Below are 13734 nucleotides of genomic sequence, written 5' to 3'. Positions count from 1 at the left end.
CCTGCGCGTAAACGCTGGCTTTATGACCACCCACCACAAATAAGGGGCCAAAGTCCTAAAGTTAGGACTTTTCAAACAATGCCATCGATTCTAGATGACTGGTATGAGGGAACATGTCCAGCATACCTAATTTAGTTAATTTATAGCCTTGCTCCATCAAGCTTTGGCTGTCCCTAGCAAGGGTAGCAGGATTACAAGAAACATAAACTACACGCTGTGCGCCAAGCTCAGAAACTTGATCGATGATCCCACTTGCCCCCGCGCGTGCTGGGTCTAACAGCACTTTATCAAACCGTTCTGCCGCCCAGACCTGCCCTTCAAAATCTTGCTCAAGGTTAGCGTGATAAAATTGCGCATTATTGATTTGGTTCAAGGATGCATTATTTGTAGCTTTTTCGACCATCTCTGCAACACCCTCGACCCCAACTACGTGCTTAGCTAACTTCGCAATCGGTAAACTGAAGTTGCCTACGCCGCAGAACAAATCTAACACTCGGTCACTCTTTTGCGGGTCTAACCACTCAACCGCTTGCTTGACCATTTTTTTGTTTACGGCTTGGTTCACTTGAATAAAATTATTTGGCGCAAAAGGAATTTTCACGCCAACTTCTTGATAGAAAGGCATATCGCCTTCAACAAGGTTTAGCTGATCTGTTGCTGGCATTAGGTACAGCGATGCATTACGACGTTTTGCTAGCTCCGTTAGAGATTGAGTTTCACTCGCTGTCAGAGCACTCAAGTGACGCAACGTAATACACGGCCCATTATCACCAAGTACCAGCTCTACATGGCCCAATTGCTCCGGCTTTTTAAACGCTTTTAGTGCTGAATAAATCTCTGGAAGCAGAACGTTCAATTCCGGCGCCAGCACTGGGCAGTCGGTCACTTGCGCGATTTGCTTACTCTGCTTTTTACGGAAACCAAAATGTAGCTGACGTGTTTTTTTATCGACAAATAAGCTCACTCGCGCACGACGACGATAGGCCAGTGAATCCCCTAATAATGGCGCATCAAGCTCGATATCATTGCCTGAAAATTTTCGCATCAGCTGACGCAGTGTTTGCTGTTTGTACGTCAATTGTTGGTCATAATCTAGATGCTGCAAATCACAGCCACCGCACTCATTATAATGTGGGCAAAATGGCTCCACGCGAGTGTCACTCGGCTTAAGAATCTTAATCAGTTTACCGCGAGCAAATTTACTTTTTTCTTCCACTAACTGCGTGACGACTTCTTCTCCCGGCAATGCGCCATCAATAAACAGCGGTTTTTTCTTTAGGTAAGCAATACCTGCGCCGTGGTGATCTAAACGCTCCACTTGCACCGCTTGATGACGAGTATTGAGTTGGGTTTTCTTTTTCGGTTGAAAGATGCGTGCCATTCTCTATGCCTGATTTATGTCTAATTGCTCTTCGGCTTCACTATTCTTGATTGCAGCCGTTGTGTGATTCGAGTGACTTGATTATGCTTACCGTTTATTAGGTGACGTCACTTCTTTGCTCAACGCCTTATCATGCGCTTGAGAAATAATGCGTTATTTTCCCATATCCAGACTCCGATGTAATTAGATAACATGACCAGATATGGCTTACGAGCACGTGTAATTACACTGACTCTCGCTCCCACTCTCATCATTGGTTTATTACTGAGCGGTTTTTTCTCATTTAATCGCTACCAAGACCTTGAGAAACAAGTTATCACCACTGGTAACAGCATCATTGAACCGTTAGCAATTGCCAGTGAAACTCATCTACTATCAGAAAGCCGAGAGGCGGTACGTCGCTTGATAAGCTACGCCCATCGCAAAAACTCTAAACTGGTTCGTAGTATCGCGGTGTTTGATGAACATCATGAGCTCTTCGTGACATCTAACTTTCACCCTAATTTCGAAGCCTTGATGTTTCCTAAAGATAAACCGATCCCGCAACTGGGCAATTCGGAAATCTACGAAAACTCACTGATATTGCGCGTACCTATTTTGTCAGAGGGTCACTATTTAGCGGAGTTGTCGAACGAAAGCCAAGGAACCAAAGCAATTGGTTATATTGCCGTTGAGTTAGATCTCTCCTCTTTGAGGCTGCAACAGTATCAAGAAGTTTTCTCTGCTTTTTTAGTTCTTATACTCGGTCTTGGCTTGGCAAGTGTGTTTGCTTCACGTCTGATGCACGATGTTACCCAGCCTATCACCCACATGAAGAATGTCGTTGACCGCATTCGCCGTGGTCACCTAGACGTGCGTATCGAAGGTAAAATGCACGGTGAGTTAGACCAACTGAAAAACGGTATTAACGCCATGGCGGTATCGCTATCGGAATATCACGTGGAGATGCAGCACAGTATAGACCAAGCCACATCAGACTTGCGTGAAACGCTTGAGCAGCTAGAGATTCAGAACGTTGAGTTAGATATCGCGAAGAAACGCGCGCAAGAAGCGGCCAGGGTTAAATCTGAGTTCTTGGCGAACATGTCGCACGAACTGCGTACTCCGCTCAATGGGGTTATTGGCTTTACTCGTCAAATGCTTAAAACACAGCTTTCTAACAGCCAAACTGATTACCTACAGACGATTGAGAAGTCGGCGAACAATCTACTGAACATCATCAATGACATTCTCGACTTCTCGAAACTAGAGGCGGGTAAGCTGGCGCTGGAAAACATTCCGTTTGATTTCCGAGAAAGTTTAGAAGAAGTGATTAACCTACAAGCCACAAGTGCACATGAGAAAGGGTTAGAAATCACCCTAAAAGTGGACCCTAAAATTCCACCGGGTTTAGTTGGGGACCCACTACGTATCCAGCAAATTTTGACGAACTTAGTCGGTAACTCAATCAAGTTTACCGAGCGAGGCAACATTGATGTTAGCGTTGAAATGCGCTCTCAATCTGGGGACTCCGTCGAACTGCAATTCATGGTGCGTGATACCGGCATTGGTATTTCTGAACGTCAGCAAGCGCAATTATTCCAAGCGTTCAGCCAAGCGGATGCCAGCATTTCACGTCGCTACGGCGGCACTGGGTTAGGTTTGGTTATCACGCAGAAATTGGTAAGCCAGATGGGTGGCGAGATCAGCTTAACTAGTCGCCTACACCAAGGTTCGACGTTCTGGTTTACGGTGCGCTTGCACTCAACCGAAATGCCGATGAGCGAACTGATTGAAGTGGAACTTCTGACTGGCAAACAGTTGCTGTTGATTGAACCAAACATGCAAGCCGCATCCGTAACCCAACAGATTCTAAGTCAAGAAGGTATCTTAGTAACCTATCGCTCTTCGCTACCGAAAAACGAAGAACAATATGACTATGTATTACTGAATTTAGCGGCAAATCAAACGCATGATGCAGACGTCATTACACCTTGGATAGAACAAGCGAAACGCATGGCTCCGAGTGTGATCCTAGGGACGCCGAGTACCGAACTGGCACTTGCCGACCAAATTATGACAGAGCATCACGTCCAATGCCTGACGAAGCCGTTGTCTCGCCGTAAACTGCTACAAAGCCTAATTAGCGAACATGTCGAATCACCACCAACATTGAGTGCTCCAATTACGCCAAGCGAAGGGGAGCGTTTACCTCTGACGGTGTTAGCGGTGGATGATAACCCAGCGAACTTGAAGCTGATTTCCGCTCTGCTTCGCGAACGAGTAGAAACCGTCACCGCCTGTAGCAATGGCCAGCAAGCGGTGAACCTTGCGACGGAGAAAAAGTACGACTTAATCTTCATGGATATCCAAATGCCACAAATGGATGGTGTGACCGCTTGTCAGCACATTAAAGAGTTGGAGTTAAATAAAGACACGCCAGTGATTGCGGTAACTGCGCATGCCATGGCGGGTGAAAGAGATCGCTTGCTCTCGGCAGGAATGGATGACTACTTGACCAAACCTATTGAAGAGCATGTGCTACAACAGGTTTTGGTTCACTGGAACCCAAATGCTTGTACAGAGAGCATTGGCAAAGTCGCCCCTTCATACGTTGATGAGCCTGAAGGGAGCGCGCCACAATCCGTTTCTTCGCCTCAGCAGGATGTGATTATTGATTGGCAAGCTGCCTTAAAACAGAGCGCGAATAAAGAAGATCTAGCCAAAGACATGCTGCGCATGTTGGTTGAGTTTATCCCTGAAGTAGAAGCAGTCGTTGACCAAGCTCTGGAGCAAGAAGATATCTCCCGTGATGACCTAATTCATGTCATCCATAAGCTGCACGGCAGTAGCTCATATTGCGGAGTGCCTAGGCTGAAATCACTCTGTGCGACGCTTGAGCAAGCACTGCGCTCAGGGATCAGTCTTGAGGAGGTTGAGCCTGAAATGTTCGAGCTGCAAGATGAAATGATTAAAGTCACAACGACTGCAAAATTATACCTTGAACAGTAATCTGCTCGAGAGACAAGAAAGCCAGAGCATCTGCTCTGGCTTTTTAGTATTTTGTTTAAGACTTACAAGCTAGGATTCAAAAATGACCGTCGCCACAGCGTAATGACGCTCATCGGAAATGGACAGGTGAATGTGGTTAACGCCCATCGCATCCGCTATTTGCTTTGCTGTGCCCGTCAATGCGAGCACCGGTTTTCCAAGCGCATCGTTCGAGATGGAAAAATCGTGAAACGTGACCCCTTTCGCGATCCCTGTCCCCAATGCTTTTGAGGCCGCTTCTTTGACCGCAAAGCGCTTAGCAAGATAACGGCCTTGCAGCTTAAGCTGTGAAAATTTAGCCATTTCTTCTTCTGAAAGAATACGCTGAGCAAAAGGCTCACCACTACGAGCTAACGCTTTTTCAATACGCTCAATTTCTGCAATGTCGGTCCCTAACCCTATAATCGCCATCTAGATAGCCCTATTACTGGCGTGCCTCAATCATCAGTGCTTTCATGTCCGCAACCGCTTTATTCAAACCATCAAATACCGCGCGACCAATGATTGAGTGACCAATGTTGAGTTCGTAAATTTCTGGTAATGCAGCAATTGGCGCGACATTGTGATAAGTCAGGCCATGCCCGGCATTAACAATAATACCTAGGTCATGAGCATAACTCGCACCAGCGGCAATCTTCTTCAGTTCTGCTTGCTGTTCGTCTTCTGTCGTCGCATCAGCATAATGACCCGTGTGCAGCTCAATAAACGGAGCACCACACTTTTTCGCAGCTTCAATCTGTTGACGATCAGCATCAATAAAGAGTGAAACTTTAATGCCTGCATCTGTCAGCTTTTTCGTCGCAGCTTTAATTTTTTCAAGCTGCCCCACAACGTCCAAGCCACCTTCCGTCGTCAGTTCTTCACGTTTTTCAGGCACTAAGCACACAAACTCTGGTTTAGTTTGCAGCGCAATCTCAACCATTTCGTCCGTCACTGCCATCTCTAGATTCATGCGCGTTTGAATGGTTTCACGCAGAATACGTACATCACGGTCCAAAATATGGCGACGGTCTTCACGTAAGTGAATTGTGATACCATCCGCGCCTGCACGCTCAGCAATTTCTGCAGCGTGAACAGGATCAGGGTATTTTGTACCACGTGCATTACGTAGAGTGGCAATATGGTCGATATTGACGCCTAAATAAATTGAGCTCATTTTCCGTTACTCCGTGCTCTGGGGGTCTGAATGAAAAATTCACGACTTTTTAAAGGTTTGCCGCCAAGATACGGCTTTAAGGCTATACGTGTAAAGCGTTTTGCCGCTTTTAGCTGCTCTTTAGTGACGAACCGCCGCTCACTGATAGCAATCAGCTCATTCCCTAAAAACGTAAGGTTATCGCGCCTAACCGAAGCTATGAAGCCTTTTTGTTCCCGGTAACGATACGTCATCTCTGGGTCGACGGGCTCGCCAGTACCTGCACAGTGCAAGAAATCCACGCCATACCCCATAGAAGAGAGCAATGCTAACTCAAAACGACGCAGTGCTGGCTCAGGGTTCTCGTTGTGTGCCAACTCTGTTAACGCATGCAAATAATCATGAAATAGCGCTGGCATCGGCACTTCAGCCATCAATATCCGACCAATCAGTTCATTAACGTACATGGCAGAGTAGAGATTAATGCCCGTTAACGGTAAACCTAGGCTTATCGGCTCAGCTTGACGCAAAGTCTTCATTGAACCTTTTCCCGACCATTTAAGTAACAGCGGAGTAAAAGGTTGCAATGCGCCTTTTAAGTTCGAACGCTTACTGCGCGCGCCTTTGGCCATTAAAGTCATTCGACCATATTCCTCACTGAATACATCAAGGATTAAGCTCGATTCACTGTAAGGGCGGCGATGTAATACAAAACAGCGCTGTAAACCTTCGGAAGAGAGATTACTCATCTAAGTCATTGTGCCTAAAAAGTGTGAAATAAAAAATAAGGAGCCGAGCGGCTCCTTATTTTAATCGATACTAATTTTTCATCGATGTTGGAGCGAAGCATCTTCGCAGCCAAGATTATAAGTCGTCGATATAACCCAACGAGCGCAGTGCTCGTTCGTCGTCTGCCCAGCCAGATTTCACTTTTACCCAGGTTTCTAGGTAAACCTTACGACCGAACAACTCTTCCATATCTAAACGCGCTTCACGACCAATGGTCTTGATCTTCTCGCCACCTTTACCAATCACCATTTTCTTCTGGCCATTACGCTCAACAAGAATCAAGGCATTGATGTGGAAACCGTCGGTTTCTGGGTTGTAATCAAAACGTTCAATCTCGACCGTTACCGAGTATGGCAATTCTTCACCCGTGAAACGCATTAACTTTTCACGCACAATTTCAGATGCCATAAAACGCTGGGAGCGATCAGTCACGTATTCTTCTGGGAAGTGGTGCGTTGCTTTAGGTAAGTGATTACGCACGTGCTTACGCAGTACATCAATGTTCTTCCCTTGCTTCGCAGAGATTGGCACAACGTCCACGAAGTCCATCTTCTTAGACATCTCAGCCATGTGTAGCATCACTTCGTTACGATCTTGCACGTTGTCGACTTTATTGACACAAAGCACAACTGGGAAGTTCGATTTTTGAAGCTTAGTTAGCACCATCTCATCGTCTTTGGTCCAATGCGTACCATCGACTAAGAAGAACACTAGGTTTACATCACTTAGAGATGAGTTAGCCGCACGGTTCATCAGGCGGTTAATCGCACGCTTTTCTTCAATGTGAAGTCCTGGCGTGTCGACGTAAATCGCTTGGTAATCGCCATCCGTGTCCACACCCATAATGCGGTGGCGTGTTGTTTGCGGCTTACGTGAGGTGATCGAAATCTTCTGACCCAAGATTTTGTTCAGAAGTGTCGACTTACCTACGTTTGGGCGACCAACAATAGCAATGAAGCCACAGTGCTGGTTTTCTGGCGAGCTTAGCTCACCTTGTGATGCGAAAAACGCATCGATATCGAATTCGTTATCAGCCATTTGTTAATTGCTCAAGTGCTGTTTCAGCAGCCGCTTGTTCTGCCTTGCGGCGGCTGGTGCCTTTCCCGATTACAGGCTTGTCCACACCTGCTACTTCACACTCAACCGTAAACTCTTGGTTGTGCGCTTCACCTTTAATATTAGTCACTGTGTACACAGGCAGCGGTTTTCTTCTGCCTTGTAGGAACTCTTGTAGGCGAGTTTTCGGATCTTTTTGTGAGACGCCAGGTTTAATGGCTTCAAGGCGTGAGTTGTACCAACTCAGTACAATGCCCCGCACGACTTCAAGATCGCTGTCTAGGTAAATTGCGCCAATAATGGCTTCAACCGCATCGGCTAAAATAGAGTCTCGGCGGAAACCGCCACTCTTCAATTCACCTGGACCTAATTTTAAATAATCTCCTAGATCGAATTCACGACCCAGTTCCGCCAATGTATGTCCACGAACCAAAGTAGCACGCATACGGCTCATGTCACCCTCGTTCACTTTCGGGAAACGATGGTACAGATCATCAGCGATGACAAAACTTAAAATTGAATCGCCCAGAAACTCAAGACGTTCATTATGCTTACTGTTGGCGCTGCGGTGAGTCAGCGCCAAGTTGATAAGCCCGGCATCTTGAAACTGGTAGCCGAGCTTTCTCTCTAGTTTATCAATTGGAGAATTCATACTCTCTCGATATAAAATGGTTAGTGAATACCACCGATGCGGTTAAAACGCACACCAGTTGGAATCCATGAAGGTAGAACGCTATCTGCGCCACGATCAAACTCGAAGCTGATCCAAATGGCGACAGCTTTGCCGACTAAGTTTGCTTCAGGAACGAAGCCCCAGTAACGGCTGTCAGCACTATTGTCACGGTTATCACCCATCACAAAGTACTGACCTTGTGGTACAACCCACTCTGTCGTGCCGCTACGTGGGAAGTATTGCTCCACACGGTTACGAACAAGAGGGTTAACCAAAATATTGTGCTCCACGTTACCCAATTTTTCATCCAGTTGGATCATTGGAATACCGTTCGAGCTAAACTGACTTTCTTCAACATTGCTCAGTTTAACTGGTTTACACGCCGATTCACCTTGGCTTTGCACGCAAAGCTGCTTATCACTTGAATAACGCACTATATCACCAGGCAAACCAACAACACGCTTAATGTAATCCACACTTGGTTGTGGCGGGTATTTGAATACCACGATATCACCACGCTCAGGTTTACCTGTTTCAACTAACTGCGTGCGCCATACCGGATCTTTCAAGCCATAGGCGTATTTTTCTACCAAGATAAAGTCACCCACCAACAAAGTCGGCATCATTGAGCCTGATGGGATTTGAAATGGTTCGTAGATAAAAGAACGTAATACTAAAACGAACGCAATCACAGGAAAAATTGAGACGCTATTTTCAACCCACCAAGGCTGACGCTCAACTTTTTGCAAGGTCACTGCATCCAAACCATTAGACGTCTGAGCTTGAATCTCCGCCAGTTTTTCCTGACGCTTTTTCGCGAAAACCAGCTTTTCCAATAGCCAAACCACGCCAGTTACCAAAGTCGCAATAACCAGCATCAGTGAGAATGTATTCGCCATTAAATTCCCTTATCTAAAAATACGAAAGTGAAAGAGCCGAAACCCTTTCACTTATTTTAATATCTAACGTCTTAAGACCGACAAGTGTGAGACAAAGTTCAACTTTAGTCTTTACCTACGTGAAGGATGGCTAGGAACGCTTCTTGAGGCAGCTCAACGTTACCGATCTGCTTCATGCGCTTCTTACCTTCTTTCTGTTTCTTCAGAAGTTTCTTCTTACGACTTACGTCACCGCCGTAACATTTCGCGATTACGTTCTTACGCAGCTGTTTTACAGTTGAACGTGCGATAATGTGGTTACCAATCGCTGCTTGGATTGCGATATCAAACATTTGGCGAGGGATAAATTCTTTCATCTTCTCTACCAGCTGACGACCGCGAGTCTGAGACTGGTCTTTGTGTGTGATCATCGCCAATGCATCAACGGTGTCACCGTTCAGAAGAACGTCTACACGTACCATGTTCGACGCTTCAAAACGCTGGAAGTTGTAATCCAAAGACGCATAACCACGAGATGTCGATTTCAGACGGTCGAAGAAATCCAGTACCACTTCTGCCATTGGAATATCGTAAGTCACGGCAACCTGGTTACCGTGGTAAACCATATCGACCTGAGTACCACGCTTTTCAACACACAGCGTGATCACGTTACCTAGGTACTCTGAAGGTACCAGGATATTACAACGAGCGATCGGTTCACGAATTTCTTCAATATCATTGATCGCTGGTAGTTTGGCAGGGCTATCAACGTACAGCAGTTCACCATCGGTCTTTTCAACTTCGTAAACTACCGTTGGTGCCGTGGTGATAAGATCTAAGTCGTATTCACGCTCTAGACGCTCTTGGATAATTTCCATGTGCAGCATGCCAAGGAAACCACAACGGAAACCAAAGCCAAGTGCCGCTGAGTTTTCTGGCTCGTAGAATAGCGATGCGTCGTTTAGACTTAATTTGCCCAGCGCATCACGGAAGTTCTCGTAATCGTCAGAAGATACCGGGAACAGACCTGCGTAAACCTGAGGTTTTACTTTCTTAAAACCTGGTAGCGGTTTTTCACAGCCGTTCTTAGCCATAGTCAGCGTATCACCAACTGGTGCACCAAGGATGTCTTTAATACCACAAACCACCCAACCTACTTCACCAGTACGAAGGATATCGGTATCTACTTGTTTTGGCGTAAAAATACCAAGACGGTCTACCCCCCAAACTTGGCCCGTACTCATCACTTTGATCTTATCGTTCTTCTTCAGTTCGCCGTTTTTAATACGTACTAGAGAAACAACGCCAAGATAGTTATCAAACCATGAGTCAATGATCAGCGCTTGTAATGGCGCATCTGGGTCACCTTCCGGTGCTGGAATCGCTGATACGATGTTCTCTAGAACGTCATCAACACCGATGCCTGTCTTCGCAGAACAGCGGGTTGCTTCCATTGCATCGATACCAACGATTTCTTCAATTTCTTCCGCTACACGCTCAGGATCGGCTGCTGGTAGGTCAATCTTGTTCAAGATTGGCACAACCTCTAGATCCATCTCAATCGCGGTGTAACAGTTAGCCAGTGTTTGAGCTTCAACACCTTGACCCGCATCTACAACCAATAGCGCACCTTCACAAGCCACTAGAGAACGTGATACTTCATATGCAAAGTCAACGTGCCCCGGAGTATCGATGAAGTTCAGCTGATACGTTTCACCGTCTTTAGCGGTGTAGTTTAGCGTCACACTCTGAGATTTAATGGTGATACCACGCTCACGTTCAAGATCCATAGAATCCAGAACCTGTGCGGCCATTTCACGATCGGTTAACCCGCCACAAACTTGGATTAGACGGTCTGATAGGGTCGACTTACCATGGTCGATGTGGGCGATAATCGAAAAGTTACGAATGTGCTTCATAGATTTAGGGTGACTAACTCTTTACAAATAGGGACAGTAAGAAACGCCATCTACTGACGGCATTTCAATCAAGTTGGCAGATTCTACCGAATTTCGTTAACGGGCGCACGTAATTTAAAGTACATACCCAAATAACCTTAAGTGGAGGGGGACAGCGCTTACTGGATTGGCTCTCCAAGTACCCTAACAAGGGTAACTTGGCGCTTGGATTCATCCTCTAACGGACGAGAAACACGTTTTGCGATCCACATTCCACCAGCTGCAAATAGTACTGATGCCAATATGATGATACCTTCTCCGCCCGCGGTCAGCGGCGCTAATAGGAAGTGACCAAACATCGCACCGATAATCAAACCAAACAACGGCAGTAAATAAACCGCCATTGCTGATTTTATCAGGCTCGACTCAGGAAAGCCTATCTCGACGACTTGACCTATCTTCACTGATTTATCCGTGCGCAGGTGCCAAGATAAACTCTTGTTACCAATGGCTTTAGTCACAACGCCCGTTCCACAGCTTTTCTGTGAAGAGCAACTACTGCAACTGGTCTGCTGTTCGCAGCTTAAATCAATTTCGTATTGTTTACCGCGACGATGTACGTCTGTCACAGTAGCCAACGCGGTCATCATTGTTGTTTACTCTTTGTTACATTAAATGTGACAGATTGAGCGATACGCTGTGCTGTGGTCGGCGGAATGTCTCCAACTACGGAGATTTCATGTTGACCGCTCACAAAACTATGCAGCGTTCTTCGGCCTTGGCGAACCAACTGACCTTTTAACGAATGCTCATCTTTGTTTGCTACGTAAACAGAGAAGCTAAATAGACCGTCAGAGTACAGCTGACTCTCCACCATTTGATTGGTAACAGCCATGCGGTAGCGGTTCAGCTCGTTCGGTTCGAAACCTTCAGGGATCCAACCTACCTGCCAATTGCTGGTTCCAATATCGCCTTTTGGCATGGTGAGAACAGCTGGTAATTGAACATCTTGTAGGCCACTCATTAACTCTGCGATTTTTGGATTCACCGTGTAAGAAATAGTGCGATATTGTTCAAGCATCTCACCATCACGGTCCACAAGGTCGGCACGTAAAGGCAATTTACTCTTTTCATCGATCCATAGTACGTATGAATAGCGCAGACCGTCTTTAGGGACGACACGCAGCACTTGTGTTGCTACACCTGCTTCACGAGCTCTACCCACTTTTACATAGTCGTAATACAAGTTTAGCTCATCGATATTGGTATTGAGCATAGGCATGGTCGGAGCGACCATTTTACCTGACTCGATGGTGAATGGTTCTAAACCCGTTTCGATATAGCTTACTTCTGTGCCGCGACGAATCACTTCGCGTACAGGGCCACTTAAATAGACAAGATGAGCATATTGATCGTCACCATGCGTCGCATGACGATACAGCAACGGCTCAATGCTGTTCTTTTTGATAAGGATATAAGAGAGTTCGTAACTTAAATTCTTACTCGCCTCGCTCATTTGATGCAATAAAGCCTCCGCTGGCTTATCACCAGCAAAGGCTTGAGAAGACATCATACTGAACAGAGCGCAAGCGCTGATCAGAAATTTTTTCATTCAATATCCGGATTCAGATTTGCATCTTGTTGAGATGCATCACTGTTAATTCGTAACTGCAATTCATAGTCTCGCAGCATAGCATGAACACGCTTACGTTGCTCTTGCATATTTGCTTCACCTACAGAACGCTCAACAGACTCACGAGTTAAACTCACAGGCTCTGCGCTGCCAGCAAACGGAACTGTCTGCAACACAGGCAATTGGTCTGTTTGCGGCGACATTGAATCGCTACCACCGTACTGCTGTACACCTAAAATAACGACAAGCGATACACATGCAGCAACAGCAACTTGACCAAACTGTGTCAACCAACCTGGCAACTGACGTTTTGCTTTTTGCGGTTCTGGTTGTGACTCTTTTGGCGTATCAGCAATTGAGATAACATTTGCACTGTGCGCATCAAACGCACGGTGTGCAGGTTCATCTTCTAACGCTAACGCCACGCTTTCAGCAATATTCCACTCAGGTTTTGCTGGCGCTTCGCCTCGCATCACATCACCAATCAGGTGATAGTTCTGCCAAGCATCACGGCTCTCTTGGTCTTGCTCTAACTCTTGAATTAAAGCCTTATCGACCAATTCTCCATCCATGAGAGCTGAAAGTTTTTCTTTGTCAGCCATTATTTTCACCATAGTTATTACTTGTACTAGCGTTGCAAAAGAGGTCTGATTTTCTTTTCCACCGCCTCACGAGCACGGAAGATACGCGATCGTACCGTTCCTACCGGGCAATCCATCACTTCTGCAATTTCTTCATAACTCAAGCCATCGAGCTCTCGTAATGTCATTGCGGTTTTTAAATCTTCAGGTAAAGCTTCGATTGCACTGAACACCACCCGTTGCAATTCTTTGGACAACGTTAAGTTCTCAGGGTTCGATATTTCTTTAAGTGCACTACCTGTTTCGTAAAATTCAGCATCTTCAGCATCGACATCTGTCGCTGGAGGTCTACGCCCTTGAGCAACAATGTGATTTTTCGCAGTATTCACTGCAATGCGATACAGCCACGTATAAAACGCACTTTCCCCACGAAAGCTGGGAATAGCTCGGTAAGCTTTAATAAACGCTTCTTGTGCTACATCTGGTACATCGCCAGGATTACTAACGTATCTGGAAATAAGATTACATACCTTGTTCTGATACTTCGTTACCAGCAGGTTGAATGCTTGCTTATCGCCATTCTGAACTCGCTCAATCAATACTTGATCGGTCAGCTGCTCGTTCATTCGAGCGGATACTCCTATTTGTTATGCCCCTACTCTTCTCAGATATGGGTACTA

13 protein-coding genes are annotated in these 13734 nt (G+C 46.0%); 1 reads left to right on the top strand and 12 read right to left on the bottom strand.

What is annotated here, in order from left to right:
* Window positions 1–61: 61 nt before the first annotated feature.
* A complete protein-coding gene (gene rlmD / locus FR741_RS02870; RefSeq protein WP_167426238.1) occupies window positions 62–1381 on the bottom strand; it encodes a 23S rRNA (uracil(1939)-C(5))-methyltransferase RlmD in 1320 nt (439 codons plus the stop codon).
* Between the two features lie 192 nt (window positions 1382–1573).
* On the opposite strand from rlmD, the gene barA reads away from it, so the two are divergent.
* Window positions 1574–4372, top strand: coding sequence for a two-component sensor histidine kinase BarA (gene barA, locus FR741_RS02865; RefSeq protein WP_048625987.1), 2799 nt, complete (start codon window positions 1574–1576; stop codon window positions 4370–4372).
* 69 nt (window positions 4373–4441) lie between these two features.
* Here barA and acpS read toward each other — a convergent pair whose 3' ends face one another.
* From acpS to rpoE, 11 genes are all read right to left on the bottom strand, one after another.
* Entirely contained in the window at window positions 4442–4822 is a 381-nt protein-coding gene (gene acpS / locus FR741_RS02860) for a holo-ACP synthase (protein WP_012841407.1), read from the bottom strand.
* A 13-nt stretch (window positions 4823–4835) separates the two neighbouring features.
* Window positions 4836–5567: a pyridoxine 5'-phosphate synthase gene (gene pdxJ, locus FR741_RS02855; protein WP_048625989.1), complete on the bottom strand. Its 732-nt coding sequence runs from the start codon at window positions 5565–5567 to the stop codon at window positions 4836–4838.
* Entirely contained in the window at window positions 5564–6295 is a 732-nt protein-coding gene (gene recO / locus FR741_RS02850) for a DNA repair protein RecO (RefSeq protein ID WP_006743310.1), read from the bottom strand. The genes pdxJ and recO overlap by 4 nt, the downstream gene beginning before the upstream one ends.
* A 115-nt stretch (window positions 6296–6410) precedes the next feature.
* Window positions 6411–7373: a GTPase Era gene (gene era, locus FR741_RS02845; protein WP_145532503.1), complete on the bottom strand. Its 963-nt coding sequence runs from the start codon at window positions 7371–7373 to the stop codon at window positions 6411–6413.
* Complete coding sequence (rnc, locus tag FR741_RS02840) at window positions 7366–8043, bottom strand: ribonuclease III (RefSeq protein ID WP_005393907.1); 678 nt, start codon at window positions 8041–8043, stop codon at window positions 7366–7368. Before rnc ends, era begins: the two co-directional genes overlap by 8 nt.
* Before the next feature lie 20 nt (window positions 8044–8063).
* Window positions 8064–8963, bottom strand: a complete 900-nt coding sequence (gene lepB, locus FR741_RS02835) for a signal peptidase I (protein WP_005380933.1) — start codon at window positions 8961–8963, stop codon at window positions 8064–8066.
* A gap of 104 nt (window positions 8964–9067) precedes the next feature.
* Complete coding sequence (lepA, locus tag FR741_RS02830) at window positions 9068–10861, bottom strand: translation elongation factor 4 (protein WP_167426237.1); 1794 nt, start codon at window positions 10859–10861, stop codon at window positions 9068–9070.
* A 158-nt stretch (window positions 10862–11019) separates the two neighbouring features.
* A complete protein-coding gene (locus FR741_RS02825; RefSeq protein ID WP_005384575.1) occupies window positions 11020–11490 on the bottom strand; it encodes a SoxR reducing system RseC family protein in 471 nt (156 codons plus the stop codon).
* Window positions 11487–12452 (bottom strand): sigma-E factor regulatory protein RseB, encoded by a 966-nt coding sequence (gene rseB / locus FR741_RS02820; RefSeq protein WP_005393918.1) that lies wholly within the window; start codon window positions 12450–12452, stop codon window positions 11487–11489. Before rseB ends, FR741_RS02825 begins: the two co-directional genes overlap by 4 nt.
* A complete protein-coding gene (locus tag FR741_RS02815) occupies window positions 12449–13075 on the bottom strand; it encodes a sigma-E factor negative regulatory protein (RefSeq protein WP_012841405.1) in 627 nt (208 codons plus the stop codon). The genes rseB and FR741_RS02815 overlap by 4 nt, the downstream gene beginning before the upstream one ends.
* Before the next feature lie 26 nt (window positions 13076–13101).
* Window positions 13102–13680: an RNA polymerase sigma factor RpoE gene (gene rpoE / locus FR741_RS02810; RefSeq protein ID WP_005380946.1), complete on the bottom strand. Its 579-nt coding sequence runs from the start codon at window positions 13678–13680 to the stop codon at window positions 13102–13104.
* Between the last annotated feature and the right edge of the window lie 54 nt (window positions 13681–13734).

It is taken from the genome of Vibrio diabolicus, from assembly GCF_011801455.1.
GTDB classification, from domain to species: Bacteria; Pseudomonadota; Gammaproteobacteria; order Enterobacterales; family Vibrionaceae; genus Vibrio; species Vibrio diabolicus.
The sequence above is the reverse complement of the archived record's forward strand: the minus strand, read 5'-3'. Positions and strand labels throughout refer to the sequence as shown.